The organism is Kitasatospora sp. NPDC092039 (genome assembly GCF_044756065.1).
In the GTDB taxonomy this organism is placed as follows: domain Bacteria; phylum Actinomycetota; class Actinomycetes; order Streptomycetales; family Streptomycetaceae; genus Kitasatospora.
This window is the reverse complement of the sequence record NZ_JBIVSD010000002.1, coordinates 148,072-174,623: the sequence shown is the minus strand read 5'-3', so window position 1 is coordinate 174,623 and position 26,552 is coordinate 148,072. Positions and strand designations below refer to the sequence as shown.

Here is a 26,552-nt window from a genome sequence, read left to right as displayed (position 1 = left end):
GGACTGCGTGGCGCGGCCCGCCGCGCGCCGAGGCGCTGCGGCGGGCCGGCCGGAGGGGGTGGTGGTTACCAGCCGCGGTTGGCGTAGCGCTCGGTCTCCGGCAGGGTGTCGCAGTTGATGCCGACCATGGCCTCGCCCAGGTTCCGGGAGGCGTCCGCGATGATCTTCGGGTCGTCGAAGAAGGTGGTGGCCTTCACGATGGCGGCGGCGCGCTTGGCCGGGTCGCCCGACTTGAAGATGCCGGAGCCGACGAAGACGCCCTCGGCGCCCAGCTGGCGCATCAGCGCGGCGTCGGCCGGGGTGGCCACGCCACCGGCGGAGAACAGCACGACCGGCAGCTTGCCGAGCTCGGCGACCTCCTTGACCAGCTCGTACGGGGCGCGCAGCTCCTTGGCGGCGGCGTACAGCTCGTTGTTGTCCAGGGCGCGCAGCTGGCCGATCTCGTTCTTGATCTGGCGCAGGTGGCGGACGGCCTCGACGACGTTGCCGGTGCCGGCCTCGCCCTTCGAGCGGATCATGGCCGCGCCCTCGGCGATGCGGCGCAGGGCCTCGCCCAGGTTGGTGGCGCCGCAGACGAACGGGGTGGTGAAGGCGAACTTGTCCGAGTGGTTGACCTCGTCGGCCGGGGTCAGCACCTCGGACTCGTCGATGTAGTCGACACCCAGCGACTGGAGCACCTGGGCCTCGACGAAGTGACCGATGCGGGACTTGGCCATCACCGGGATGGAGACCGCCTCGATGATCTCCTCGATCATGTTCGGATCGGACATGCGGGCCACGCCGCCGTCCTTGCGGATGTCCGCGGGGACCCGCTCCAGGGCCATGACGGCGACCGCGCCGGCGTCCTCGGCGATCTTGGCCTGCTCGGCGTTGACCACGTCCATGATCACACCGCCCTTGAGCTGCTCGGCCATGCCGCGCTTGACCCGGGCGGTGCCGATCTGCGGCTGGTCTGCGGTGGTGGGGGTGGTGGACACGTGAGACCTCACTCGAAGATGAATCAGTGCTATCGCCCTATGGTAGGCAGAACGGGTGACCCACTCTTGCGCCACCAAGTCCAGCCCGGACGACGGGATACGACAAACGGGCCGTATCCGGGGACACCTTAAGCAGGCGCCCCCTCGGGCGTGAGGGCGGGCGGCGGGGCGTCGTCCATCTCGAACGCCAACGGGAACGGCGCCTTCCCCGCCAACCGGAAGTACCGCACCAGCCGGTGCTCGCGCACCGCCCGCGCCGCCCGCACCGCGTCGTTGTGGAACCGGCGGGCCATCGGCACCCGCCGCACAGCGGCCGTCAGATCACGAACCGCGTCCTCGCCACCCGGCTCGGCCATCAGCGCCGCCATCTGCTCCGGCTCCTCGAACACCGCCCGCAGCGCCAGGCTCAGCTGGCTCTCCGCGACCTCGCGCTGCTCGTCCTCGGCCTGCCGGGCCGCGTGCGCCGCGTCCAGCAGCAGCAGCGAGGCCGCCGGATCCAGCAGCGAGGACGTCGCCAGCTCCATCGCCACCGAGGCCCGACGGACCAGCTGCGCGTCCAGCGCCGCCCGCGCGGCGTCGATCCGGGCGTGCAACCGGTCCAGCCGACCGGCCGTCCAACTCAGGTACATGCCGAACAGCACCACGGCCACGCCGGCCCAGATCCAGGTAGTCACGGGCCGCTACGTTACCGCGTGTCACCGGGTCAGCCCTGAGCGGTCGCGTTCCGGTAGCCCTCCCGGTCGATGTCCGTGATGTTCACCGCGGTGAACAGCCGGGTGCCCGGCTTCGGCCGGACGTACTCGGCCAGCAGCGCCAGCACGCCCTCGCCCAGCGCCGCCTTCGCCTCCGGGGCACGGCCCGGGAAGACCTGGAACTCCACGAACACCTGGGTGTCGGTGGCGGCCCCGTCGGTGCCGACCACCAGCACCTCGCTCCGCCGGAACACCGTCTTGCAGGAGCCCGGCCGCGCGTCGATCGTCTCCTCCGCCAGCCGGTTGATCGCCAGGCCGAGGCCCCGGCGGTCGAAGGTGCCGGCCAGGTCGGCCGAGTAGTCGACGGAGATCTGCGGCATCGTGTGTGCCCCCGTGGATCGCAGTGGTACGGACCTCCGACCCTAACGCCGCCCCCACCCGGCCCCGACCCCGGGGTTCAGTCCCTGGCCAGCCCGAACCGGCCGCGCCGCCCGCTGCGCTCGTCCTCCTCGACCACCGCCGCCTCGCCCGCCGTCACCGTCTCGTACACCGCCAGGATGTCCGCGCCGACCGTCGACCAGTCGAACCGCCGCACGTGCCGCGAGGCCGCCTCCCGCAGCTCCTCCAGCCGCGCCGGATCACCCAGCAGCCGCAGCGCCGCACGGGCCAGCGCGTCCGCGTCCTCCACCGGGAACAGCTCGCCCGCGTCCCCGCCGTCCAGCACCTGCTTGAACGCGTCCAGATCGCTCGCCAGCACCGGCGCCCCCGCGGACATCGCCTCGACCAGGATGATCCCGAAGCTCTCGCCACCGGTGTTCGGCGCCACGTACAGGTCCACGCTGCGCAGCAGCCGGGCCTTGTCCCGGTCGCTCACCATGCCGAGGAACTCCACCTGCCGGCGCACCTCGGGCGCCAGGCCCGCGACGGCCTCCTCCTCGTCGCCCTTGCCCGCCACCAGCAGCCGCACCCCCGGCCGCTCCGCCAGGATCCGCGGCAGCGCCGCCAGCAGCGTCGGCAGGCCCTTGCGCGGCTCGTTGATCCGCCCGATGAAGCCGATCGTGCCCGGCTCCCCCTTCGCCGCGTGGCCCGTCCAGCGCTCGTCCGGCTCCGCCTCGGCGAAGAAGCCCACGTCCACGCCGTTCGGGATCACCACCGCGTCCCCGCCCAGGTGCTCCACCAGGGTGCGCCGGGCGTACTCCGACACCGCGATCCGCGCCCGCATCTTCTCCAGCCCCGGCTGCAGGATCGGCGAGGCCGCGATCATCACCCGCGACCGCGGGTTGGAGGTGTGGAAGGTCCCCACCATCGGCCCGGTCGCCGACCACGCGGCCAGCATCGACAGGCTCGGCGCGGCCGGCTCGTGCACGTGCAGGATGTCGAAGCGCCCGTCGTGCAGCCAGCGCCGCACCCGCGCCGCGGACAGGAACCCGAAGCTCAGCCGCGCCACCGACCCGTTGTACGGCACCGCCACCGACCGCCCGGCCGGGACCACGTACGGCGGCAGCGCCTCGTCGTCCTCGGCCGGCGCCAGCACCGACACCTCGTGCCCCACGCCGATCAGGTGCTCGGCCAGGTCCCGGATGTGGAACTGCACCCCACCGGGGACGTCCCAGTCGTACGGGCAGACGATGCCGATCTTCACGGGTTCCTCAAGCTCCTTCGGACGGTCGTGCGGGCGGGACGGCGGAACGGCTCGGGACCCGGCGGCCCCGGCCGACGGATCAGGACCCGGAGGCCTCGGCCGCGGGCTCCGGAGCCGCCTCCACGCGCTCCGCGGACGCCGCGCTCACCGTCTCACGGACCGGCAGGTCGGCCAGCCAGAACCTCTGCAGCATGTGCCAGTCCTGCGGGTGCTCCCGGATGCCCTGCTCCCACACGTCCGCCATCGCCTGGGTCATCGCCCGGGTGCGCTCCTTGCGGTCGCCCTCCTCGGGCACCGGCACCTCGGGGTGGATCCGAGCCCGCAGCACCGGGCCGTCGTACCAGAGCGTCACCGGCAGCAGCGCCGCCCCGGTCCGCTGGCACAGCGCCGCCGGACCGGCCGGCATCCGGGTCCCCTCGCCGAAGAACGTCACCCCGATGCCCGCCTCCGACAGGTCCCGGTCCCCCACCAGACAGACCAGCCGGCCCTCGCGCAGCCGCCGCGCCAGCGTGCCGACCACGTTCACCGAACCACCGGTCAGCGCCAGCACCTCCATGCCCTGGGCCTCCCGGAACGCCACGAACCGGTCGAACAGCCGCTCCGGCTTCAACCGCTCCGCGACCGTGGTGAACGGGTAGCCCTGCTGCGCCACCCAGGTCCCCGCGAGGTCCCAGTTGCCCATGTGCGGCAGCGTTATCACCGCGCCCCGCCCGGCCTCCAGCGCCGCCCGCAGGTTCTCGAAACCCTCCACCTGGACGTCCCGGGCCACCCGCTCCCGGCTCCACACCGGCAGCCGGAACGACTCCATCCAGTACCGCAGGTACGAGCGCATCCCGGCCCGGGACAGCTTCCGCAGCGCGGCCTCGTCCAGCCCCGGACGGACCCGGCGCAGGTTCGCCTCCAGCTGGAGCACCCGCTTGCCGCGCCTGCGCCACGCGTAGTCCGCCAGCCGGTCGAACAGCCCCCGGGCCACCCGCTCCGGCAGGTGCTTCAGCAGCCCCCACCCCAGCGCGTACGCCCAGTACACCAGTCGGTCCGTCACCGCAGGACGCCCCCCATCAGCTCCCGGCCGCCGCTCGGTCGGCCTCGAACGCCTCCCGGCGCACGGTCAGCATCCGCTGGAACACCGTCACCAGGCTGCCCGCCGCCACCAGCCACAACGCCACCGGCAGCAGCCACTCCACGTACGGCACACCGAACTTGTGCAGACCCGCGACCCCGGCCGCCACCAGGCTGGCCACCAGCCGCTCGGCCCGCTCCACCAGCCCCGACACGTCGCACGGCAGGCCCTGGCTCTCCGCCCGGGCCTTGGTGTACGACACCACCAGACCGCTCGCCAGGCAGAAGATCGCCACCGCGCAGAGCAGGTCGTCGTCACCCTTGCCCGCGTACCACATCGCCAGACCGCCGAAGATCGCCGCGTCCGCGACCCGGTCCAGGGTGGAGTCGAGGAACGCCCCCCACTTCGTGCTCCGACCCAGCTGGCGGGCCATGTTCCCGTCCACCAGGTCCGAGAAGATGAACAGCGTGATCGTGATGGTGCCCCAGAAGAACTCCCCACGCGGGAAGAACACCAGCGCACCGGCCACCGAACCGGCGGTACCGATCAGCGTCACGGCGTCCGGGCTCACACCCAGACGGATCAGGAACGCGGCGAACGGGGTCAGGACACGTGTGAAGAAGGCACGCGCGTATTTGTTGAGCATGGCCTTCCCAGCCGCTCCGATCTCCCAGATACCCGCCTGGCGCAGCACGCGCGGCAGACGGCCGGGCGGATCAGCCCGTCCGGCGCACCCATCGTAGCCACGCCCAGGACACGCTCCGGCGCACGCACCGCCGGACGCCGCCCCCGCCACCGCACGCACACCCACGGTCACCGACCGGCCGTTACGAGACGCGCCCCACCGAACCCGACCCTAGACTGCGATGGACAGCCTCGGCGCCACGGGAGGAGACCCCGATGCCCGACCGCAGCACGGCACGAGCCGGCCAGGCACCCGCCGTCACCGGCCCGCAGGACCTGCGCAACGTCGTCCTCATCGGCTCCAGCGGTGTGGGCAAGACCACCCTCGCCGAATCCCTCGCCCTGGCCGCCGGCGCCACCGGCCGGGCCGGCCGCGTCACCGACGGCACCACCGTCTCCGACCACGAGGACATCGAGCACCAGCAGCAGCGCTCCGTCCAGCTCGCGCTCCTCCCGCTCGAATGGAAGGGCGTCAAGATCAACCTGATCGACCCGCCCGGCCACCCCGACTTCACCGCCGACCTGCGCGCCGCCCTCCACGCCGCCGACGCCGCCGTCTTCGTCGTCTCCGCCACCGACCCGGTCACCGCCCCCACCCGCGCCCTGTGGCGCGAATGCGCCGCCGAAGGCATCCCCCGCGCCATCGCCGTCGCCAAACTCGACCTCGCCCGCACCGGCTTCGACGACATCCTCACCGCCTGCCACGACGCCTTCGACCTGGGCCCGGACACCCTCCGCCCGCTCTTCCTGCCCGTCCTCCACGACGGACACCCCGACGGCAGCGTCGACCTCCTCACCGGCGACACCTACGGCGACGCCGAGCCCCTCCCCGACACCACCCCCGCCCACGACAGCCTCGTCGAAGCCATCTCCGGCCAGGACGACACCCTCATGGAGCGCTACCTCTCCGGCGACCCCCTCGACACCGACTCCCTCGAAGCCGGCCTGCGCCGCGAAGTCCTCTCCTGCGCCCTCCACCCCGCCGTCCCCACCAGCGAGAACGGCCTCGGCGCCGCCGAACTCCTCGACCTCATCGCGCACAGCTTCCCCGACCCCACCGAACGCACCCGCCCCGCCCCCGCCTGCGACCCCGACGCCCCGCTCGCCGCCCAGGTCGTCCGCGTCACCGGCGACGCCTACGTCGGCCGGATCAGCCTGCTGCGCCTGTACGCCGGCACCCTGCGCCCCGACACCCGGATCCACCTCACCGGCCCCGCCCACGCCGCCGACCAGAACGGCGACGAACGCGTCACCGGCCTCACCAGCCCCTTCGGCAAGCTCCAGCGACCCGTCCCGCACGCCGTCGCCGGCGACCTCGTCTGCGCCGCCAAACTCACCACCGCCCGCGCCGGCGACACCGTCCACGACCCCGGCCACCCCGTCGACCTCGACGGCTGGGCCCTCCCCGAGCCACTGCTCCCGATCGCCGTCGAAGCCCACAGCAAGGCCGACGACGACAAGCTCTCCCAGGCCCTCTCCCGCCTCGTCGCCGAGGACCCGGCGCTCCGCCTGGAACAGAACCCCGACACCCACCAGCTCGTCCTCTGGTGCACCGGCGAGGCGCACGCCGAGGTCGTCCTCGACCGTCTCCGCACCCGCCACGTCGTCCACGTCGACACCGTCGAACCCAAGGTCGCCCTGCGCGAGACCTTCGGCACCGCCGCCGTCGGCCACGGCCGCCTGGTCAAGCAGTCCGGCGGCCACGGCCAGTACGCCATCTGCGAGCTCGAGGTCGAACCGCTCCCGGCCGGCTCCGGCTTCGAGTTCCAGGAGCACGTCGTCGGCGGGGCCGTCCCCAAGCACTTCATCCCCTCCGTCGAGAAGGGCGTCCGCGCCCAGCTCGCCAAGGGCGTCACCACCGGCTACCCGCTCGTCGACGTCCGGGTCACCCTCACCGACGGCAAGGCCCACTCCGTCGACTCCTCCGACGCGTCCTTCCAGAACGCCGCCGCCCTCGCCCTGCGCGACGCCGCCGAGCACGCCGTCATCCGTCTGCTCGAACCCGTCGCCGCCGTCAGCGTCCTGCTCCCCGACGACTACCTCGGCGCCGTCCTCGGCGACCTCTCCGCCCGCCGCGGCCGCGTCCTCGGCAGCGAGACCGGCGGCACCGGCCTCACCCTGCTGCGCGCCGAGGTCCCCGAACTCGAACTGGTCCGCTACCCGATCGACCTGCGCTCGCTCACCCACGGCACCGCCGAGTTCTCCCGCGCCTACCTGCGCCACGAACCCATGCCCGCCGCCCTGGCCGAGCGCTACACCGACTGAACCACCGGCTGCCCTACGGCCGGGCGGGATTCCGGTTCGGCAGCGCGCACGCCGCCGTGCCCCCCGGCATCCGGTGCCGGTTGCGCGACACCCAGCGGTAGACCAGCCCCGCCAACGGCCGAACCGGCGCCGCCGTCAACACGGCGCCCAGGTACGCCCACACCCCGCCGGAGCGCATCAGCAGCCGCGCAACCGCCTGCGCGCCCCCGTACACCCGGCCGGTCGGCGTCACCCAGAGCACCTCCCGCTCCGCCCGCCCGGCCGACACCTCCCCCCGGCCGCCGGCCAGCGCGTCCAGCCCCGCCAGATCCGCGAACTGGAACGGCACCGCCTCCCAGCCCCCCGAGGCCAGCGTCTGCCGCAGGTACCGCTCCGCCCAGCGGACGCACGACGAACAGAACGAACAGTCCCCGTCGAAGACCAGCACCGGATCCCTCACGGCCGCGCCCCTTTCCACGTTCCCACCGTCCATCCTGCCCCACCGCCACCACCGCCACCTCAACGGGCATCGACCCGCCGGTAGCTGGGCATCATGCCCCTCAGGCCTCCGGTGACGGTACTTCAGACGATCATCCGCGCGGGGGTGCCACGGCACGGTAACCTGCCGCTGACAAGGGGAGGAGGGGACGCCACCGTGACCACACTCGACATGACCCCGGGTGCGCAGATACCCCGGACCGACGCCGGCCCGCAGACCGCCATCACCCAGGGACTCTCCTCGACCGCCTACCGCGACGGCGAGATCAAGGGCTTCGTCGACGCCGTCGCCGACGCCACGGAGAAGAAGGGCCGCTTCGCGCTCTTCCGCCCCAACCTCGGCGAGGCCTTCAGCAAGGCGCTGATCTCCCGGGCCCTCGGCGGCGACCGCAAACCCCTCGTCCCGGCCTTCGGAGTCGACACCCGCCAGGTCGTCGAACACTGCCTGGCCGCCGAGGAACTGCGCAACACCCGCGACCGGCAGCTCAGCACCGTCTCCATCGCCACCGGCGTGCTCTTCCTCCCCGGCACCCTGGTCTGGCTCGGCGCCTTCCAGCTCCGCGCCTGGCTCAAGCGGGACAACCCGAAGAACGCGGCCGTCTACGGCGGCATCGTGCTCGCCGCGACGGCCGCCCTCGCCGTCCTGCTCGCGCTGCGCCCGCCGGCCACCGGCTTCATCGGCGTCTACCTGCGCGTCACCATGCTCGCGCCGATCGTCGGCTGGTACCTCGCCCGCCGGATCGTCGAGCGCTCCGCCAAGGACCTGCGCTCGCGCTGGCAGGCGCTGGTCGAGGGCAGCGTGGTGGCCGCCTCCGTCGCCAAGGCCGTCCCCCGCGACGACCTCGACAAGAAGGCCGCCGACCTGCGCGACAAGCTCGGCCGCCTGGACGCCGAGCAGGAGACTAACATCCACCACTACGCCGGTCCCAAGGGCATCCTGGGCGCCGGCCGCCGCTGGGGCGAGTGGCGCCTCGCCGACACCCTCCACCCCGCCGAGGGCCACGTCGACTTCCGCGCCTTCCACCCCTGGGACCTGGTCCGCCGGATCTCCTCCCACCTCAAGGGCCTCGGCGTCAGCCACGTCGCCAACAGCGGCATGCCCAACGTCGCCATCAAGCAGTGGGTGGTCTTCGACATCGGCGAGGGCGCCGACGAGATCAGCCGCCCCGCCAACGCCGACATGGACGGCGACCGGATGCGCGACTTCGCCGTGCAGAGCGTCGCCGACAAGCAGACCTTCTCCGGCGGCCCCCGGCACTACCTCGCCACCCAGTTCATCACCCACGACGGCAAGCTGGTCCTCACCTTCACCGTCACCGTCACCCTGCTCGCCAACGTCCTGAACATCACCGTGTCCGGCTACGCGCTGGGCCCGGTCAAGGGCGTCTTCTTCGACAAGCCCAAGGACAAGGAGAAGTCGGTCGCGAAGACCGTGAAGTTCTGGGAGGAGCGCACCGTCAAGCTCCCCCTGATCGACAACGACGAGGTCGTCCGCCAGGCCGTCCGCGCCCCGTTCCACCGGATGCCCGGCCTGCTGGGCTGGCTCGGCGGCGGGCTCGGACTGCCGGAGCCGTTCGGCCTGCGGCACATCTGGGCCGGCCGGGCCTGGGAGAACCGCTCCATGGTCGACAACGCGCAGAACGCCTCCGTCCCGGTGCTCGCCGCCGTCCATGCGGCCACGCTGGAGTTCCTGGAGGAGCACGACCTGGACGCGGACCGCTTCTTCAAGAACCGCACCTCGGTCATCAAGTCCGAGGCGCAGAGCCCCCGGCCGTACGACGTCGACACCTTCAACGCCGGCTGATCCACCGGTCCGGAGAACACGGGAGGGCCCCACCGAGATCCTCGGTGGGGCCCTCCCACGTGTCCGGTGGACGGATCAGCCCTGCGGCCAGACCTCGGCCAGCATCTTCCGGGTGTCCGCCAGCAGCTGCGGCAGCACCTTGGTGTGGCCGACCACCGGCATGAAGTTGGTGTCCCCGCCCCAGCGCGGCACCACGTGCTGGTGCAGGTGCGCCGCGATCCCCGCCCCGGCCGCCGCGCCCTGGTTCATCCCGATGTTGAACCCGTGGGCCCCGGAGGCCGCCCGCAGCGCCGTCATCGCCTTCTTGGTGAAGACCGCCAGCTCGGCCGTCTCCGCCTCGTCCAGGTCGGTGTAGTCGGCCACGTGCCGGTACGGGACCACCATCAGGTGCCCGCCGTTGTACGGGTACAGGTTCAGCACCGCGAACACGGCGCTCCCCCGGGCGATGACCAGCCCGTCCTCGTCGCTCAGGGACGGGATCGAGCAGAACGGACAACCGTCGTCCGGAGCCGGGCCGGTGGGCTTGTTCTCACCCTGGATGTACGCCATCCGATGAGGCGTCCACAGGCGGCGGAAGCCGTCCGGCTCGCCGACGCCCCGCTGAAGTTCCGGCTCAGTCGTCATGCTGATCAGCATATTCGCCCGACGGTGCTTGCAAAGCCGCGCGGGGCAGACTCTTCGAGAGCCTGCCCCGCGCACGACCGTCCTGCTACCGGATCACACCTGGATCCGGTTCCTCACCGCGTCCACGATCTCCGCGACGGCGTCCGCGACCGGCACGCCGTTCTTCTGCTCGCCGTTGCGGTAGCGGAAGGACACCGCGCCCGCCTCGACGTCGTCGTTGCCGGCGATCAGCATGAACGGGACCTTGGTCTTCTGGGCGTTCCTGATCTTCTTCTGCATGCGGTCGTCCGAGGTGTCCACCTCGACCCGGATCCCGTGCTTCTTGAGCTCGGCCGCGACCTCCAGCAGGTACGGCACGTGCTCGTCGGTGATCGGGATGCCGGTGACGGTGACCGGGGCCAGCCACGGCGGCATGGCGCCGGCGTAGTGCTCCAGCAGCACCGCGAAGAACCGCTCGATCGAGCCGAACAGCGCGCGGTGGATCATGACCGGCCGCTGACGCGAGCCGTCCGCCGCGGTGTACTCGAGGTCGAAGCGCTCCGGCAGGTTGAAGTCCAGCTGGATCGTCGACATCTGCCAGGTACGGCCGATGGCGTCCTTCGCCTGCACCGAGATCTTCGGGCCGTAGAAGGCCGCGCCGCCCGGGTCCGGAACCAGCGGCAGGCCCTGCTTCTCGGCCACGCTCGCCAGGACGGCGGTGGCCTCCTCCCAGGCTTCGTCCGTCCCCACGAACTTCTCCGGGTCCTTGGTCGACAGCTCCAGGTAGAAGTCGGTCAGACCGTAGTCGCGAAGGAGGTTGAGCACGAAGGTCAGCGTGGAGTCGAGCTCGTCCGCCATCTGCTCGCGGGTGCAGTAGATGTGGGCGTCGTCCTGCGTGAAGCCGCGGGCGCGGGTCAGGCCGTGCACGACGCCGGACTTCTCGTAGCGGTACACCGTCCCGAACTCGAAGAGGCGCAGCGGCAGTTCACGGTACGAGCGGCCGCGCGCGTCGAAGATCAGGTTGTGCATCGGGCAGTTCATCGGCTTGAGGTAGTAGTCCACGCCCTCGTCGAGCTGCATGGGCGGGTACATACCGTCCGCGTACCAGTCGAGGTGGCCGCTCTTCTCGAAGAGCTTGCCCTTGGTGGCGTGCGGCGTGTAGACGAACTCGTAGCCCTCCTCCTCGTGCCGCTTGCGCGAGTAGTCCTCCATGGCCCGGCGGATGATGCCGCCCTTGGGGTGGAAGACGGCGAGGCCGGAGCCGATCTCCTCGGGGATGGAGAAGAGGTCGAGCTCGTTGCCGAGCTTGCGGTGGTCGCGCTTCTCGGCCTCGACGAGGAAGTCCAGGTGGGCCTTGAGCTCGTCCTTGGTCGGCCAGGCGGTGCCGTAGATGCGCTGCAGCATCGGGTTCTTCTCGCTGCCGCGCCAGTAGGCGGCCGCGTTGCGCATCAGCTTGAACGCCGGGATGTGCCGGGTGCTGGGCAGGTGCGGGCCGCGGCAGAGGTCGCCCCAGCACTGCTCGCCGCTCTTGGCGTCCAGGTTGTCGTAGATGGTGAGTTCGCCGGCGCCGACCTCGACGTCGGCACCCTCGCCGGCGGTGGCGGCGGAGCCCTTGAGGCCGATCAGCTCCAGCTTGTACGGCTCGGCGGCCAGCTCCTCGCGGGCCGACTCGTCGGTGACCACGCGGCGGGAGAACTTCTGCCCGCGCTTGATGATCTCCTGCATCTTCTTCTCGATGGCCTTGAGGTCATCGGGGTGGAACGGCTTCTCGACGTCGAAGTCGTAGTAGAAGCCGTCCTTGACCGGCGGGCCGATGCCGAGCTTGGCCTCGGGGAAGAGCTGCTGCACGGCCTGGGCCATGACGTGCGCGGTGGAGTGGCGCAGGATGTCCAGGCCGTCCTTGCTGCCGATCTCGACCGGCTCGACCTCGTCGCCGTCCTGGACGGCGTAGGCGAGGTCCTTGAGCTGGCCGCCGACGCGGGCGGCGATGATCGAGCGGTCGTCGGCGAAGAGCTCGGCGGCCGTAGTGCCCGTGGTCACCACGCGCTCTTCCCGATCGGGTTCGCGGCTGATGATTACCCGGACGTCCGTCACCGGTCTCTCCTGACGTGCTGGATTTCAGAGGACGCAACACTGCGCTGCGCGTGACGATGGTACCGAGAGCGCCGCCCCCGCCGTCCACCTACGCCCCTTCCCCCGCTTCCTCCGTCCTCTCCCGGAGCGACTTCAGCAGCCGCTCGCGGTCCCCTTCCTCCCAGCCGCAGAGCTCCAGTCCGTGCGGGCGGGACAGCCGGCGGAAGCCGCCGTGCCGGTCCAGCCGGCCGGAGACGCGGACCGGCAGGCCCGCGAGGTGCGCCTCGACGGCCAGCCGGTAGTCGGGGTCGGGCAGGCGGACCCTGACCTCGCGGACGTCGGCGCCGGCCAGCACCCGCAGCCGTACCGAGCCCGGCCCGGCCGGGTCGGCCCGCTTGAGCCGGGTGACCACGCCGACCACGGTGACGGCGACGGCGGGTTCGATGCGTTCCAGCAGGTCGGCGGCCTCCGCCAGGGCGGGCAGGTCGCCGGGCGAGAAGTCGAGGTCGATCCGGCGGTCCCCGAAGCCGCCCGGTGTCCCGGCGGCGGGCGACCAGGCGACGCCGAACCGGGCGGCCGTCGCGTCGCGCACCAGGTCCTCGACGGACCGGACGAGCTCCCGGCTGACTCCGGCCTGGACGGCGCTCCCGAAGGCCTCGGGCCCGCCGCTGACCCGGCGGTAGTCGACGGCGTCGCGCAGCGCCTCCAGTGCGCGGACCAGGGTGGTGACGGCGGCGCGGCCCTCGGGGGCGGGGGTGTACGCGGTGAGGGCGGCGCCCTGTTCGACCAGCAGGACGCGGTCCAGGAAGTCCCCGGCGGGGCCGTCCAGCCGGGCGCCGAAGTAGCCGGCCCTGACCCGGGCGGCCTTGGCCCCCGCGGCGAGCATCCCGCGCGCCGCCTGCCGGAGCCGCTCGGCCTCGTCCCAGGGGGCGGCCCCGGCGGGGCCGGGCGGGTCGCGGTGCCAGCGCAGTTCGTCGCCGGGCACGGCGAGGGCGAGCAGGATCGAGCGGGCGGAGGGGGTGCGGGAGCGGGAGAGCGCGGTGACGGCGTCGGCGAGGAGTTCGACGGCGTCGTCGAAGCCGTCCCCGGCCGGGACGAGCAGGCTGGTGCCGGGTTCGCCGTCGGGCGGGGTCCAGCGTCCGTACCGGGCGGCCGGGCCGCCGCGGCGGACCCAGCCGTGCCGGGCGAGCAGGGTGGCCAGCACCGCCGGGTCGACGGCGGCCGGGTCGGGCAGGGGCGGGGCCGGTTCGCCCGGTCCGTGCGGCGGTGTCATGGGTCCGGTTCCTCCCTGCCGGGGCCGGGCCGTCACGGGCTGCCGCCCGCGCCGACCCGGGCCATGATGTCGCAGAGCGCGCGGTCGTCGAAGACCTTGCCGGTGGGCACCCGGACGTTGGTGCGCCGCTGCCCGGTGACCGGGTGGCCGGCCAGGTTGACCCAGTAGCAGCAGTGCCGCAGCTCCAGGGCGTCCGGGCGGGCCCGCAGCCAGTGCCCGACCCGGCGCGGCAGCAGCATCACGACGAGGATCCGCGGCACGGCGACCCGGGGCCGGGCGAGCTTGCGCAGGTGGTCGTTGTCGAGGGTGAAGCTGAAGAACGGCCCGGCCGGGTCGGGCGCGACCTGCTGGGTGGCCTTGAGCTGGATCTTGACGGTGACCTCGTCGTCCACCTCGTGCGTCCGGGAGCCGTGGCTGACGTGCCAGTCGATGCCGTTGTCCGGGAACGGCTGGGAGAGCGAGCAGCCGGCCGCGGCGGCGACCGCGTGCAGGTAGCCGACCTGCAGGGTCTCCATGCAGGCGGTGACCGCGAGGTTCCCCCGCAGGACGTCCGCCGCCTCCTCGGGCTGCGGCTGGGTCAGTGCCATCGCCCCGTGCCTCCCCCGGTTCCGGGCCCGCCCCGGTCCGGGCGGACCGGTCGATTCGAACGGGACGGTCAGGGGCAGGATCCCCGGTCGGGCTTGGGCCAAACGGGTTGAGGGGGCGTCAGAAGCGGGTATCAACCGGGCGCAACGCTCGTCTGAGGGGCAGTCATGCAGCAGCACTGGTACACCGGCCCACTCGCCTCGTTCGACACCGAGACGACCGGCGTGGACGTGGAGCACGACCGGATCGTCTCCGCCGCCCTGGTCGTCCAGCTCGCGCCGGGCGCTCCGACACGGACGACCTCCTGGCTCGCGGATCCGGGCGTTCCGATCCCGGACGGCGCCCGCGCGGTGCACGGCATCAGCGACGACCGGGTGCGCGCCCACGGCCGCCCGGCCCGCACGGTGGTGGCGGAGGTCGTCCGCGCGCTGGCGGCGGAGGCCCGGGCCGGGCACCCGGTGGTGGTGATGAACGCGCCCTACGACCTGACGCTGCTGGACCGGGAGCTGCGCCGCCATCACGGACTGACGCTCGCCGACGGGCTGTCGACGGCCGGGCTGGTGGTGCTGGATCCGCGGGTGCTGGACAAGCACGTGGACCGCTACCGCAAGGGCCGCCGGACGCTGACCGACCTGTGCGCCCACTACGGCGTGGACCTGGCGGGGGCGCACGACGCGGCGGCGGACGCGACGGCGGCGCTGGCGCTGACCCGGCGGATAGGCGCCCGCTACCCGGCGGCGCTCGGCGGGCTGTCGGCGGCGGAGCTGCACCTGCGCCAGGCGATCTGGCACGCGGCGCAGGCGCGAGGGCTGCAGAACTGGTTCGACCGTTCGGGGACGCCGGAGCGGGTGGACCTGTCCTGGCCGCTGCGGCCGGCCCGGTGCGGCTGCGGGCGCCGGCTGGAGCCCGAGCACGGCTGCGAGGCGGCGGCGTGACGGGCGGCCCCGGGGATCCGGGGCCCGGACGCGCCGCAGGCCCTGACCGGTTTCCTGGTCAGGGCCTGCGTGCTGTCCGGTGGGCGATACTGGGATCGAACCAGTGACCCCTTCGGTGTGAACGAAGTGCTCTCCCGCTGAGCTAATCGCCCGGGCAACGAGAAGAACTGTAGCACCATTCGGGGCCGGTCGTACAACTCGCCCGTTCCGGGGACCGCCGACGACTCCGCAGAACTCGCGCCCCGCACGGGAGGTGACTCTCCCTCAGCCGATTACCGACGGCCCTCGGGACCGTTTCCGGAAATACATGTGAGGCCCAGTCGATAATCGACTGGGCCTCACATATCACAATGCATTCCGGTGGGCGATACTGGGATCGAACCAGTGACCCCTTCGGTGTGAACGAAGTGCTCTCCCGCTGAGCTAATCGCCCGGGTGCAGGGAAAACATTACCGCATCCCGAGGGGTGCTCCGAACACCCCCGCTGGTCGCGGCCCCTCCGCCCGGGCGGGTCAGCTCCCGTCCAGCCGCCAGGGCAGGGCCAGGCCGTAGCGGGCGAAGTACCAGCCGCCCGCCCCCACGAGGGCGGCCAGCCCGATCGCGGTGAGCGTCAGGTTGCGGCGGCGCACCCGCGGGTCCATGGCCCGATGGGCGGCCTCGGCGACCTTGCGGCGGGTCCACCGCAGGACCAGCTGGGCCCAGACGAACTCGGTGGACCAGATCCCCATGCCCAGGAAGATCACCAGCCAGCCGGGGCCGGGCATCGGCAGCATGACCACTCCGAGCGCCACCACGGCGAGGCCGGCCACGAAGACCGCCACCTGCCAGACCCGGTGCAGCGCCGGCGAGCGGCGGACGAAGGCCGGGGCCCTCGAACCGACCGCCCGTCCACCGTCCACAGCCGTGTCAACCGGCACAGCCGGTTCACCCGTTCTCGCGTTCCCGCCCGCCTTGTCGTTTCGCACAGTCATGCCAGGAAACTAACCAAGAAGTACCCGGGTAATGCCGGGCCCGGCCGCCGCAACGCGATTCGGCAATGCGCCGTAAGGGGTACGACTCGCGCCCGAATCGGGACAGAGGGGTTTACATCGGTCTTGGGGGTGGGATGGTCCGTTCGCCGACGTGCGATTCCCCGAGCGCACACTGAGCGAAAGGCCATGGCGCTTATGAACACCACGGTCAGCTGCGAGCTGCACCTGCGCCTCATCGTGTCCAGCGAGTCCTCACTGCCCGTCCCCGCGGGCCTGCGCTACGACACCGCCGACCCCTACGCCGTGCACGCCACGTTCCACACGGGCGCCGACGAGACCGTGGAGTGGGTGTTCGCCCGAGATCTCCTCGCGGAGGGGCTGCACCGACCCACCGGTACCGGCGACGTCCGGGTGTGGCCGTCGCGCAGCCACGGGCAAGGGGTGGTCTGCATCGCGCTGAGCTCTCCGGAAGGAGAAGCCCTGCTGGAGGCCCCGGCCCGGGCGCTTGAGTCGTTCCTCAAGCGGACGGACGCCGCGGTGCCCCCCGGCACCGAACACCGTCACTTCGACCTCGACCGGGAGCTGTCCCACATCCTCGCCGAAAGCTGACCCCGCCCGGAGGCGGTCACGCCCCGCCGTCGGCGGGGCCGTACCCCCTGCCGCCATCGCAGCCGTCCTACTCGGGGGCACGGCAGCGGACTCAGCCGCGCACCACGCGGTCTCGGGGCCGGTGATCGGCCCCGCTCCCACCGGAGCGGGCCCACAGCACCGCAGGCGCCCGGCATCGAGGCCGGTCACCCCCACGGGTGACCGGCCTCGATGCCGGGCGCCGACGTCTTTCGGGGGACGCCCCGTCGGCGGGCCCCGGACCGGTCCGGAGGCCGGTCCGCCCGGGCGGTGCCCGGTTTCGTACGCCTTGCCGGACTACGTACACGCATTCGATAGAAGGCACCGCCCTACCGGCACGGGGCCCGGTATGGTCTGGGGTAACCGTGGACGCGGGGTATCGGAGTCCCCCTGCGCGAGGAGCCCCCAACGTGCTGATCACCCATGACACCGAGTGCGCGCTGAGCATCCTCGTGGAGCTGCTCAACACCGCACCCGAGGTGTGCGGCGCCGAGCGGCTGCCGGACGTCGCCGCGCTGGACGCCTTCGTGGTCCGCCAGGAGATCAGCGAGATCGACTCGCTGACCGAGGACGACCTGCGGCGGGTGCACGAGCTGCGCACCCGGCTGCGCGAGGTGTTCGCGACGGAGTCCACCGCGCAGGCCGCGGAGCTGGTCAACTCGATCGTCGCGGCCGCCGGGACGACGCCCCGGCTCACCGACCACGACGGCCACGACTGGCACATCCACTACTTCGCGCCGCACGCCGCGCTCGGTGACCACCTGGCGGCCGAGCTGGGCATGGCGCTGGCCTTCATCCTGATGGCGGGCGAGCGGGAGCGGCTGCGCCGCTGCGAGGCGCCGGACTGCGCGCGGGTCTTCGTGGACCTCTCCCGCAACCGCTCGCGGCGCTACTGCGACAGCCGCACCTGCGGCAACCGGCTCCACGTCGCCGCCTACCGGGCGCGGCAGCGGTCGGCGGAGGCCGTCCCCTCCGCCTGACCCGCCGGCCGTCCCGCTCAGATCCCGCGCTTGCGGAGGATCTCCTCGATGTCGGCGAAGTCGCCGAGGCCGTCCTCCCGCTTGCCCGCGGCGGGCTTCTTCGCGGCCCTGGGCGTCGGCGCCACCGCGGGACGCTCGGGCGCCGGCCCGGCCGCGGCCGCGCGCTCCGGGGCGCCCTCCACCGCCGCGCCGCCCCGGCGACCCACCCACCGGGTGGTGACCAGCAGGGCCGCGGAGACGCCGAGCAGCGCGATGCCGGTCCACACCCGCGGGTCGAGGACCAGCTTGGTCGCCCAGTCGGCGAACTCCCGGCCGATCGTGCTCGCCAGCGGGAACAGGCCGGTCAGGTAGAGGCCGGCGGGCAGCAGGGCCACCGCGAACCAGCGGGTCGCCGACAGGAAGCGCCGCCGGTAGGCCCGCAGCCCCGCGAAGGCCACCCCGCCCGCGGTGAGGATGAAGCTGATCGACGCGCTCAGCACGGGGCCGCTCCTTCGGGTCCGGTCGTCCTGGTCATCGGTGCCTTCCTCTCGGTCCGCCCTCGGGCGCACCTCCGGCCGGAGCGGGCGCCCACTAGTGGAACACTGGGGGAATGATCGATGGTTCCCTCCCCCGCCTCGAGTTCTGGTGCGACCTCCAGTGCCCGGACTGCCACACCGCGCTGGACGACGTACGGGCGCTGCGGGCGCAGTACGGCGCCGCGCTGAGCGTGGAGCTGCGGCACTTCCCGCTGGAGAAGCACAAGCACGCCTACGCCGCCGCCGAGGCGGCCGAGGAGGCGTTCGCGCAGGGGCTGGGCTGGCCGTTCGTGGAGTCGCTGCTGGCCCGCACCGCGGAGCTGGAGGCGCGCGGGCAGCAGGTGCTGCTGGAGGTGGCCCGGGAGGTCGGGGCGGACGTCGACGAGGTGGACACCGCGCTGATCGACGGCCGGCACATGCTGACCGTCGACGCCGACCAGGCCGAGGGCAAGGCGATCGGGGTCACCGGCACGCCGACGTACGTGATCGGCGGCAAGCGCCTCGACGGCGGGAAGAGCCAGGAGGGGCTGCGCGCCTCGATCACGGCCGTCATCGAGGCGGCGAACCCGTCCTGACGGCACGTCGGGTCACAGCTGCTTGCCGTAGAGGCGCTCGGTGACCCGGTAGCCCAGCGAGGTGTAGAGCCGGACGGCGACCTCGTTGCCGGAGAAGACGTTGAGGCCGAGGTGCCGCACCCCGGCGGCCAGGCACTCGCGTTCGGCGACCAGCATCAGCGTGCGGCCGTGTCCCCGGCCCTGGTGGGCCGGGGAGACCTCGACCTTCATCACCCAGGCGAGCGGTTCGCCGTCCGGCAGGTCGCGCAGGCGCAGCTGCAGCCAGAGCAGGCCGTACGGCTCCTGCCCGCCCTCGCCGTACAGCCGGCGCACGACCGCGCCCGGGGCCTCCGGGTCGGAGGCGACCGGGTTCTCCCGGCCGGCGGCGGTGCGGGCGCGGGCCTGTTCCTCGGTGAGACCGGAGTCCACCATCGCGCCGACGTAGTCCTCCAGGGACCGGTCGAACCAGGCCCGGAGTTCGGCCGGCCGGTCGAACGGGCGCACGCTCAGCCCGGTCGGCAGGTCGGGGGTGGCGGCCAGGAGCTTGGACATGGCCAGGGCCCGCTCGGAGTACCCGAGGGTCAGGGCGAGCCCGCGGGCCGCCGCGGCCGACTCCGGGACGGAGACGTCGACCCGGGTGCAGCCCCAGGTCCGCAGCACCTCCTCGGCGGCCAGCCCGCCGAAGGTGCCCCGGCCCCGGCCGCGGCCCTCGGTGATCTCCAACTCGGATATCCGGCCCCAGAGTCGGCCGCCCTGCGGGTCTGCGGTGGTACGCAGCACGCCGACCGGGTGGCCGTTCGACAGGATCAGCCAGCGTCTGGTGCGGCCGCCGGCCGCGGTGGGTGTCTCCGGGCCCTCGGGGCGCAGCGTGGTGGTCATGTGGTGCTCCCTTCCCGTTGCCCGGAGGGTTATCCACGCGACCGGTGTGCTGCCCGGGGGATCACGGGTCGAGGTCGTCGCCGCTGCGCTCGGTGAAGACGGCCATGGCCTTGGCGGTGACGGGGCCGATGCCGGGCAGTTCGCGGTCGTCGACGCGGGTGACGGCCTGGACGTCGCGGGTGGAGGAGGTCAGGAAGACCTCCTCGGCGTCCTGGAGGGCGCTGAGCGGGAGGTCGGCCTCCTCGGCGCCGCACCAGTCGACGACGAGCTGCCGGGTGATGCCGGCCAGGCAGCCGGAGGCGAGGGCGGGGGTGAGCAGGCGGCCGCCGAGGACCACGAAGACGTTGGAGCCGGTGCCCTCGCAGAGCCGGCCGGCGGTGTTGGCGAACAGGGCCTCGGAGGCGCCGGCGCGGTGGGCGGCGGCCAGGGCGACGACGTTCTCGGCGTACGAGGTGGTCTTGAGGCCGGCGACGGCGCTGTGCTCGTTGCGGCGCCAGGGGACGACGGCGACGGCGGTCTCGTCGGGGCGGTGGCCGATCGCGTTGAGGGCGACGACCAGGGTGGGGCCGGTGGTGCCGCGCTCGGAGCTGAGCGGGCCGTTGCCGCCGGTGTAGGTGACGCGCAGCCGGCCGAGCGGTGCGGGGTTGGCGGCGAGGACCTGGGCGCAGGCCTCGCGGACCAGGTCGTGGTCGGGGTCGGCCAGGCCGAGGCCGCGGGCGGAGCGGGTGAGCCGGTCGAGGTGGCGGGTGACCGCGAAGGCCCGGCCGTCGACCGTCTTCAGGGTCTCGAAGACGCCGTCACCGGTGGTGAGGCCGTGGTCGAGGACCGAGACGGCCGCGTCGGTGGAGTCGACCAGGGAGCCGTTGACCCAGCTCGTGGTGCGGTTGTGCATCGGGTGCTGCTCCTAGCGGTGGGGGCTCAGGCCCCGGTCGGGTCGGGTCCGCTGCCGGATCCGGCGCCGGGTTCGCTGCCCGACGCTATCGCGACCAGTCGGGCCGCCTTCAGTTCGGTTTCGGCCCATTCGCGTTCGGGGTCGGAGCCCCAGGTGATGCCGGCGCCGGTGCCGAAGCGCAGGACGGGTGCGTCGGGGTCCGTCCGGTCGATCCAGAAGGTGCGGATGCCGACGGCGAGTTCGGCCTCGCCGCGGTCGGCGTCGACCCAGCCGACGGCGCCGCAGTAGGGGCCGCGCGGGGCGGTCTCCAGGGCTTCGATGATCCGCAGGGCGCTGGACTTGGGGGCGCCGGTGACGGAGCCGGGCGGGAAGGTGGCGGCGAGGAGCTCGGGCCAGCCGGCGCCCTCGCCGAGGGTGCCCTCGACGGTGGAGACCAGGTGGACCAGGCCGGGGTGCTTCTCGACCGCGCAGAGGTCGGGGACGGTGACGCTGCCGGTCTCGCAGACCCGGCCGAGGTCGTTGCGGACCAGGTCGACGATCATCACGTTCTCGGCGTGGTCCTTGTCGAGGAGGTCGTCCTCGGTGCGGCCGGTGCCCTTGATCGGGCCGGAGGAGACGGTGCGGCCGGTGCGGCGCAGGTAGAGCTCGGGCGAGGCGGTGGCGATCTCGACGCCGTGTCCGGGCAGGCGGACGGTGCCGGCGTAGGGGGCGGGGTTGCCGCGGGCGAGGAGGCCGGTGAGGGCGTCGACGTCGCTGTGGTCCGGGTCGGGCAGCGGCGCGGAGAGCACCCGGCAGAGGTTGGCCTGGTAGACCTCGCCGGCGGCGATGTGCTCGCGGATGCGGCGGACGCCGGCGGTGTAGGCGGCGCGGTCGAGGGAGCTGTGCCAGCTGTCGGCCTCGGGTCCGCGCCAGCCGGCGCCGGAGGGCGGGGCGGGGGCGGGGCTGAGCCGGTCGAAACGGGCGCAGGTGAGGCGCCCCTCGAAGTCGTAGGCGACGGCCCAGTAGCCGGCGGAGTCGAGGGCGGCCGGGTCCGAGGTGACGTCGCGCAGTCCGGTGGCCAGGCGGCCGCCGAAGCGGGCGAGCGGGGTGCGGGGGGCGGGGTGGCCGGACACGGTTCTCCTGCGCGGTGGTGCTGGGGGCGGTGCCTGAAGTGTAGGTCGGGGGGCGTGGGCCTTGAGCAGCGCGCGCCCCCGCGCGCGAGCAGCCGCGTGCGTCGCGTGGGTGTGCGCCGGGTGACCTGCGGATGATCCTCCGGGAGCGCCGCAGGTGGTGGCCGGTGACCGGCCGGGACGGCTGACGGGACGGCACTCGCCGGTCATCCCCTCGGCATGCTGCGGGAACGGATTTTTAGCTGGCCCGGGAATCCGCTAGAGTTCAACACGTCGCCAGGGAGCGCAGCCGAAGAAAAGCGGTGAAGGTCCCCGGGAGACAGGCGGACGTGGCTCAGTTGGTAGAGCATCACCTTGCCAAGGTGAGGGTCGCGAGTTCGAATCTCGTCGTCCGCTCGATGGAGAACAGTGTAAGATCGTTCTTCATGCGTTGCCTGGTGGAGTGGCCGAGAGGCGAGGCAACGGCCTGCAAAGCCGTGTACACGGGTTCAAATCCCGTCTCCACCTCCAAGAGGTCCCCCGGTTCCACCGGGGGCCTCCCCGCGCGATTAGCTCAGCGGGAGAGCACTACCTTGACACGGTAGGGGTCACTGGTTCAATCCCAGTATCGCGCACGTCGGACCCTTCGGGGTCCGCTGCACGACCGCCACATCAGGCGCGATTAGCTCAGCGGGAGAGCACTACCTTGACACGGTAGGGGTCACTGGTTCAATCCCAGTATCGCGCACAGTAACGGGCCCTCCGGGGTCTGCTGCAACACCGCCTCACCAGGCGCGATTAGCTCAGCGGGAGAGCACTACCTTGACACGGTAGGGGTCACTGGTTCAATCCCAGTATCGCGCACGTCGGACCCTTCGGGATCTGCTGCACGACCGCCTCACCAGGCGCGATTAGCTCAGCGGGAGAGCACTACCTTGACACGGTAGGGGTCACTGGTTCAATCCCAGTATCGCGCACAGTGACGACCGGGGTCGTAGTCCGTGAGGACTGCGGCCCCGGTCTTTTTGCGTCCCCGTACGGACCGGGACGCGGAACTGCGGGGGAACGGGAAGAGCCGCGTACGGACGCCCTCACCGACGTCCGTACGCGGCGTCTCCGCCTGCCGGGGTGCTCTGCGCACCGCTCCCGCCCGTCCGCGAGTCATCGCGGCCGCGGCCTCCCCGGCGGCACCGTTCCCCGTCCCCAGGGGATCGGTGCCCGTCTTCGACCGGCTCGGGGCCGGTGTCCTTCTTCCTCCTGCTCAGCGGGTGACCAAATCGGCGAGGGCCTGCGCCTGGTTCGCCATCTGCTCCCACCCACCGAAGAGCAGCACCAGGAGCACGGCGCACGGCAGGGCCATGGCCAGCGCCACGGCGGGGTGCCGGGTGGGCTGCTCGGCGGACCGGGACTGGACGAAGGCCGGCCGACGGCGGCGGGAGGCTCCCGTGAGCTGCGGTGGCATGTCCTTGCTCCTGATCCGGTCGAGTTTGGCGCGGTGGACGGCTTACCTCGGGGGACGAGCTCCCCGTCCACCGCTGGACACAACGCTATTGGCCGGGGGCCCTGCGGACGTCATGCCGTCGTACTGTTCCTCGGACGTCCCGGAGGATGACGATGGGACGCGGGACCTACTACCGCAGGGGGACGGAACTCTCCTCCGACCCCCGGGGGAACCCTGAGGGGAAACCCCGAGACGCCCCTCGACGGCCCTGTGACCTGCAGGTCAGCGCAAGATCCGACAATCGCACGGCGGCTTCGGGTGTTGCGTATCAGCACACCGCAGCGGGCAGTCCGTAAGCTGTGCCGGACAGGAACTGACGATGCCCCAACCGACGGGGCCTCACCCACCGGCTGACGGGGAACGAAACATGGCGATGATGCGGCTGAGGCGTGAGGACCCCCGCATCGTCGGGCCGTACCGCCTGCACCGGCGACTTGGCGCCGGCGGCATGGGCGTGGTGTACCTCGGGTCCGACCGCCGCGGACAGCGCGTCGCCCTCAAGCTGATCCGCGCCGAACTCGCCGAGGACCAGGAGTTCCGCACCCGCTTCGCCCGCGAGATCGCCGCCGCTTCCCGGATCCGGGGCGGCTGCACCGCGCGCGTGGTCGGCTCCGACATCGAGACCGACCGGCCCTGGCTGGCCACCGCGTACGTGCCGGGGCCCTCGCTCTACAAGCGGGTCGGCGACGAGGGGCCGATGAACTGGCCCGAGGCGGCCCGGATCGGGGCCGCGCTGGCCGACGGACTGGTCAAGGTGCACGAGGCGGGGGTGGTCCACCGGGACCTCAAGCCGTCCAACATCCTGCTCTCGCCCCGGGGCCCGCGGATCATCGACTTCGGCATCGCGTGGTCGCGCGGCGCCAGCACGCTCACCCACGTCGGCACGGCGGTCGGCTCCCCCGGCTTCCTCGCGCCCGAGCAGGTCCGCGGGGCCGCCGTCACGCCCGCCACCGACGTCTTCGCCTTCGGGGCGACCCTCGCGTACGCCCTCACGGGGGACACCCCGTTCGGATCCGGGGCGTCCTCCGAAGTGATGCTGTACCGGGTCGTCCACGAGGAGCCCGACCTCTCGGCGGTGCCGCCGCAGCTGGCGCCGCTGATCCGGGCCTGCCTGGCCAAGGAGCCCGCCGAACGGCCCGGGGCCGCCGCGCTGCACGAGCGGCTCAGCGAGCTGGCGGCGCGCGGTGCGGCGGCGGGGGCCTCCGCCGCCGGCACCCGCGGTGCGCGGCCCGGGCGGAACGCGCCGGCTCCGGCGCAGGCTCCGGCCCAGCAGGAGAACGGCCGTCAGGGCGTGCCCGCCCCCGGGCGCTCGCCCGAGCCGCCCGCCGCGGCGCGGGCCCGGGCGGCGGCCGGTCGGCCCGGGGCGCAGGCGGCCGGGGCCGTCGGACGGCGCCCGCACGGGCCGGCCGCGCCCGCCCCCCGGTCCGAGGCCACGCCGGTGACCCGCCCGCTGCGGAAGCGTCCGGACCACCCGCAGACCCCGCCGCCGGCCCGCCCCGGGCCCCGTGACCGCGTGCGTCCCCGGGACCGCCAGCACACCCCCGCCCCCGGTGGACGGACCGGCACCGCACGGCAGCGGCTGCTCCGGCAGCGGCTGGTGGTCTTCGTCACGGTGACCATCGGGGTGGCGCTGGCCATCGCGGCGGCGCAGGGCTGCGAGAACCGGGACGACCGGAGCGTGCGGCCGCCGACCGGGGTGGTGGCGAACACGGGCTCCGGCAGCCAGCAGGTGGTGCCGGGGACGTCGGCCGACGTCGCGCCGCAGGCCTCGGCCGTACCGCTGCCGGCAGCCGCCCGCAGCGGCGCGGACGCCGGGCTGACGCCCCCGCAGGCGCCGGTGCCGGCCGTGGACTGGCCCAACCACAGCTACCCCGACGGGGCCGGCGGGCCCGCCGTCACCCTGCAGAACGGGCACTCCGTCGGGGCCGGGCCGCAGGTCGCGCTGAGCGCGGTGCTGCCGGCCCGGTACAAGGGCCTGCCGGCCGCGGTGGTCGTCCTGCGGCGCACGGAGGGCTCGGCGCCGGTCGACCTCGTCCAGCTCTACAGCTTCGCCGGGGACACGCCGGTCGCCACCACCTCCCGCACCTCGGTGGCCGACCCGCAGGCGGCGGCCGGCTGGCGGCTGGAGGGCGGCACGGTCGTCCGCGAGGAGCGCTCGGCCGTCACCGGGGCCGTCTCCTCCACCCGCTACACCGTCCGCCCCGACGGCACCCTCGACGAGTCCTGGCCCGGCGCCACCACCCCGCCCCCGGCAGCCGCCCCGGCCCCGCCCACCTCCCCCACCGGCTGACGCCCACCGGGCCTGCCGCGATGGCGCCGCACCGGGCCGGCACGAGAAGTCGGACGGGCCGACTTCTCACGCCGCCCCCGTGCCCGCTGGCCACCGGGTGCGTTGAGTGACGGCGTAGGCCCGCCCGCCCAGCCCCCGACGCCTCGATGGCGCGCCACCGGGGCGACACCAAATGGCGAACGAGTCGACCACTGGCGTAACCGACCCCCACGCACACCCAGCGCCCCAGCGGCATGGGCCCGCGTGAGAAGTCGGACAGGCCGACTTCCGATGCGTTTCGGCACCGGAGGGCGCCACGCGCCGACGCCGCGGCGGACGACCCGGCAGAGCGGCACACGTCAGAAGTCGGGCGGGTCGACTCCCGGTGCGTGCCGGTCTCGCATGACCGGCAGAGCTACCTGCGGCAGAAGTCGACTCGGCCGACTCCCGGTACGGGAGGGCGCAGTGGGTCAGCGGCCTGGTGCGTGGCGGCACCGCGTGAGAAGTCGGGCAGGTCGACTCCTGGTGGGGAGAATGCGGTTCAGCAGCCCAGTTGGCGCCCGGGCGGAAGCTACCGCACCGGAAGTCGGCTCGGCCGACTTCCGGTGCGGGAAGGCACTGTGGGCCAGCAGCCCAGTGCGCGGCACCGCGTGAGAAGTCGGGCAGGCCGACTTCTCACGCCGCCCCGGTGCCCGCTGGCTACCGGGTGGGCGAGGTGACGGCGTAGGCCCACCCGGCAGGCCCCGCGCCTTGGTGGCGCGCCACCAGGACGACACCAGGAGTCGGACCAGCCGACCTCCGGCGTAGCCGAACCCCGCACACAGCACCCCGGCAACGTAGGGGCGCCTGCGCGAGAAGTCGGGTGGGCCGACTTCTCGCGCAGTGCCGGTACCTGCTTGGTGACGGTGTAGGACCACCGGGCCGACGCCGGTCGCGGCATCGGGTTGGCATGAGAAGTCGAGCAGGCCGACCTCCGGCATAGGCGTGCGTGCGCGAGAAGTCGGATGGGCCGACTTCTCGCGTAGTGCCGGTGCCGCCGGTCACGGGGTGGGCGCGGTGACGGCGTTGGCCAAGCGAGCTGGCCCCGGTGGCGCGGCATCGGGGCGGCACGAGAGGTCGGACCAGCAGACCTCCGGCGTAGACCGAACCCCGCACACAGCGCCCCGGCAGCGTGGGCGCGCGTGAGAAGTCGGATGGACCGACTTC

Annotated in this window: 23 protein-coding genes, 8 tRNA genes and 1 pseudogene; 13 read left to right on the top strand and 19 right to left on the bottom strand. The window is 73.1% G+C overall.

Going from position 1 to position 26,552, the window contains the following annotated elements; translation table 11 throughout:
- Positions 1-65: 65 nt before the first annotated feature.
- The 6 genes from pdxS to pgsA form a co-directional block, all read right to left on the bottom strand.
- Positions 66-977, bottom strand: a complete 912-nt coding sequence (pdxS, locus tag ACIQI7_RS04155) for a pyridoxal 5'-phosphate synthase lyase subunit PdxS (RefSeq protein WP_401104916.1) — start codon at positions 975-977, stop codon at positions 66-68.
- Positions 978-1,105: 128 nt separating this feature from the next.
- Entirely contained in the window at positions 1,106-1,606 is a 501-nt protein-coding gene (locus ACIQI7_RS04150; protein WP_387751912.1) for a hypothetical protein, read from the bottom strand.
- Positions 1,607-1,680: 74 nt separating this feature from the next.
- Complete coding sequence (locus tag ACIQI7_RS04145; RefSeq protein ID WP_401104913.1) at positions 1,681-2,049, bottom strand: 5-carboxymethyl-2-hydroxymuconate Delta-isomerase; 369 nt, start codon at positions 2,047-2,049, stop codon at positions 1,681-1,683.
- A 77-nt stretch (positions 2,050-2,126) separates the two neighbouring features.
- A complete protein-coding gene (locus tag ACIQI7_RS04140; RefSeq protein WP_401104910.1) occupies positions 2,127-3,311 on the bottom strand; it encodes a glycosyltransferase family 4 protein in 1,185 nt (394 codons plus the stop codon).
- A gap of 79 nt (positions 3,312-3,390) precedes the next feature.
- Complete coding sequence (locus ACIQI7_RS04135; protein WP_401104907.1) at positions 3,391-4,353, bottom strand: phosphatidylinositol mannoside acyltransferase; 963 nt, start codon at positions 4,351-4,353, stop codon at positions 3,391-3,393.
- A 16-nt stretch (positions 4,354-4,369) separates the two neighbouring features.
- Entirely contained in the window at positions 4,370-5,017 is a 648-nt protein-coding gene (gene pgsA / locus ACIQI7_RS04130; RefSeq protein ID WP_387750816.1) for a phosphatidylinositol phosphate synthase, read from the bottom strand.
- 254 nt (positions 5,018-5,271) lie between these two features.
- Here pgsA and ACIQI7_RS04125 point away from each other — a divergent pair, with 254 nt between their 5' ends.
- Entirely contained in the window at positions 5,272-7,320 is a 2,049-nt protein-coding gene (locus ACIQI7_RS04125; RefSeq protein WP_401104905.1) for an elongation factor G-like protein EF-G2, read from the top strand.
- A gap of 13 nt (positions 7,321-7,333) precedes the next feature.
- On the opposite strand, the gene ACIQI7_RS04120 is transcribed toward ACIQI7_RS04125, so the two are convergent.
- Positions 7,334-7,759 carry a thiol-disulfide oxidoreductase DCC family protein gene (locus tag ACIQI7_RS04120; RefSeq protein WP_401104902.1) on the bottom strand — a complete coding sequence of 142 codons (426 nt, stop codon included), beginning with the start codon at positions 7,757-7,759 and terminating at the stop codon, positions 7,334-7,336.
- Between the two features lie 195 nt (positions 7,760-7,954).
- Here ACIQI7_RS04120 and ACIQI7_RS04115 point away from each other — a divergent pair, with 195 nt between their 5' ends.
- Positions 7,955-9,601 (top strand): hypothetical protein, encoded by a 1,647-nt coding sequence (locus ACIQI7_RS04115; RefSeq protein ID WP_401104899.1) that lies wholly within the window; start codon positions 7,955-7,957, stop codon positions 9,599-9,601.
- A gap of 75 nt (positions 9,602-9,676) precedes the next feature.
- On the opposite strand, the gene ACIQI7_RS04110 is transcribed toward ACIQI7_RS04115, so the two are convergent.
- From ACIQI7_RS04110 to ACIQI7_RS04095, 4 genes are all read right to left on the bottom strand, one after another.
- On the bottom strand, positions 9,677-10,237 hold the full coding sequence (locus tag ACIQI7_RS04110) for an HIT family protein (RefSeq protein WP_401104896.1): 561 nt from the start codon (positions 10,235-10,237) through the stop codon (positions 9,677-9,679).
- 81 nt (positions 10,238-10,318) lie between these two features.
- The gene (thrS, locus tag ACIQI7_RS04105) at positions 10,319-12,298 is read right to left on the bottom strand and encodes a threonine--tRNA ligase (RefSeq protein ID WP_401104894.1); all 1,980 of its coding nucleotides are present in this window, start codon (positions 12,296-12,298) and stop codon (positions 10,319-10,321) included.
- A gap of 88 nt (positions 12,299-12,386) precedes the next feature.
- The gene (locus ACIQI7_RS04100) at positions 12,387-13,550 is read right to left on the bottom strand and encodes a hypothetical protein (protein ID WP_401104891.1); all 1,164 of its coding nucleotides are present in this window, start codon (positions 13,548-13,550) and stop codon (positions 12,387-12,389) included.
- Between the two features lie 32 nt (positions 13,551-13,582).
- Positions 13,583-14,137, bottom strand: a complete 555-nt coding sequence (locus ACIQI7_RS04095; RefSeq protein ID WP_387750800.1) for a DUF4365 domain-containing protein — start codon at positions 14,135-14,137, stop codon at positions 13,583-13,585.
- 165 nt (positions 14,138-14,302) lie between these two features.
- Between ACIQI7_RS04095 and ACIQI7_RS04090 the strand changes: the two genes are divergently transcribed.
- A complete protein-coding gene (locus tag ACIQI7_RS04090) occupies positions 14,303-15,070 on the top strand; it encodes an exonuclease domain-containing protein (protein WP_401104888.1) in 768 nt (255 codons plus the stop codon).
- 80 nt (positions 15,071-15,150) lie between these two features.
- Here the strand turns inward: ACIQI7_RS04090 and ACIQI7_RS04085 are convergent.
- From ACIQI7_RS04085 to ACIQI7_RS04075, 3 genes are all read right to left on the bottom strand, one after another.
- Positions 15,151-15,222, bottom strand: a tRNA-Val gene (locus tag ACIQI7_RS04085).
- Positions 15,223-15,431: 209 nt separating this feature from the next.
- Positions 15,432-15,503, bottom strand: a tRNA-Val gene (locus ACIQI7_RS04080).
- Between the two features lie 79 nt (positions 15,504-15,582).
- Positions 15,583-16,041 (bottom strand): TIGR02611 family protein, encoded by a 459-nt coding sequence (locus ACIQI7_RS04075; protein ID WP_401104885.1) that lies wholly within the window; start codon positions 16,039-16,041, stop codon positions 15,583-15,585.
- A gap of 195 nt (positions 16,042-16,236) precedes the next feature.
- Between ACIQI7_RS04075 and ACIQI7_RS04070 the strand changes: the two genes are divergently transcribed.
- Both ACIQI7_RS04070 and ACIQI7_RS04065 read left to right on the top strand, forming a co-directional pair.
- Positions 16,237-16,650, top strand: a complete 414-nt coding sequence (locus ACIQI7_RS04070; protein ID WP_030056266.1) for an SsgA family sporulation/cell division regulator — start codon at positions 16,237-16,239, stop codon at positions 16,648-16,650.
- 428 nt (positions 16,651-17,078) lie between these two features.
- A complete protein-coding gene (locus ACIQI7_RS04065; protein ID WP_387750792.1) occupies positions 17,079-17,648 on the top strand; it encodes a CGNR zinc finger domain-containing protein in 570 nt (189 codons plus the stop codon).
- Between the two features lie 17 nt (positions 17,649-17,665).
- Here ACIQI7_RS04065 and ACIQI7_RS04060 read toward each other — a convergent pair whose 3' ends face one another.
- Positions 17,666-18,127, bottom strand: coding sequence for a hypothetical protein (locus tag ACIQI7_RS04060; RefSeq protein ID WP_401104881.1), 462 nt, complete (start codon positions 18,125-18,127; stop codon positions 17,666-17,668).
- A 110-nt stretch (positions 18,128-18,237) separates the two neighbouring features.
- Between ACIQI7_RS04060 and ACIQI7_RS04055 the strand changes: the two genes are divergently transcribed.
- On the top strand, positions 18,238-18,738 hold the full coding sequence (locus ACIQI7_RS04055) for a DsbA family protein (protein ID WP_401104879.1): 501 nt from the start codon (positions 18,238-18,240) through the stop codon (positions 18,736-18,738).
- A gap of 12 nt (positions 18,739-18,750) precedes the next feature.
- On the opposite strand, the gene ACIQI7_RS04050 is transcribed toward ACIQI7_RS04055, so the two are convergent.
- From ACIQI7_RS04050 to ACIQI7_RS04040, 3 genes are all read right to left on the bottom strand, one after another.
- Entirely contained in the window at positions 18,751-19,596 is an 846-nt protein-coding gene (locus ACIQI7_RS04050; RefSeq protein WP_401104877.1) for a GNAT family N-acetyltransferase, read from the bottom strand.
- Between the two features lie 61 nt (positions 19,597-19,657).
- Entirely contained in the window at positions 19,658-20,488 is an 831-nt protein-coding gene (locus ACIQI7_RS04045) for an aminotransferase class IV (protein WP_401104874.1), read from the bottom strand.
- A 26-nt stretch (positions 20,489-20,514) separates the two neighbouring features.
- A complete protein-coding gene (locus tag ACIQI7_RS04040; protein WP_401104871.1) occupies positions 20,515-21,600 on the bottom strand; it encodes a chorismate-binding protein in 1,086 nt (361 codons plus the stop codon).
- Positions 21,601-21,920: 320 nt separating this feature from the next.
- Between ACIQI7_RS04040 and ACIQI7_RS04035 the strand changes: the two genes are divergently transcribed.
- From ACIQI7_RS04035 to ACIQI7_RS04010, 6 genes are all read left to right on the top strand, one after another.
- Positions 21,921-21,993, top strand: a tRNA-Gly gene (locus ACIQI7_RS04035).
- 40 nt (positions 21,994-22,033) lie between these two features.
- A tRNA-Cys gene (locus ACIQI7_RS04030) sits at positions 22,034-22,107 on the top strand.
- A gap of 32 nt (positions 22,108-22,139) precedes the next feature.
- Positions 22,140-22,211 (top strand) — tRNA-Val (locus ACIQI7_RS04025).
- A gap of 41 nt (positions 22,212-22,252) precedes the next feature.
- A tRNA-Val gene (locus ACIQI7_RS04020) sits at positions 22,253-22,324 on the top strand.
- 44 nt (positions 22,325-22,368) lie between these two features.
- A tRNA-Val gene (locus tag ACIQI7_RS04015) sits at positions 22,369-22,440 on the top strand.
- A 41-nt stretch (positions 22,441-22,481) separates the two neighbouring features.
- A tRNA-Val gene (locus tag ACIQI7_RS04010) sits at positions 22,482-22,553 on the top strand.
- Between the two features lie 284 nt (positions 22,554-22,837).
- On the opposite strand, the gene ACIQI7_RS04005 is transcribed toward ACIQI7_RS04010, so the two are convergent.
- Positions 22,838-23,038, bottom strand: a complete 201-nt coding sequence (locus ACIQI7_RS04005; protein ID WP_401104868.1) for a hypothetical protein — start codon at positions 23,036-23,038, stop codon at positions 22,838-22,840.
- 406 nt (positions 23,039-23,444) lie between these two features.
- Here ACIQI7_RS04005 and ACIQI7_RS04000 point away from each other — a divergent pair.
- Positions 23,445-24,737 (top strand): annotated as a pseudogene (locus ACIQI7_RS04000) (serine/threonine-protein kinase); the annotation flags it as partial.
- Positions 24,738-26,552: the final 1,815 nt, after the last annotated feature.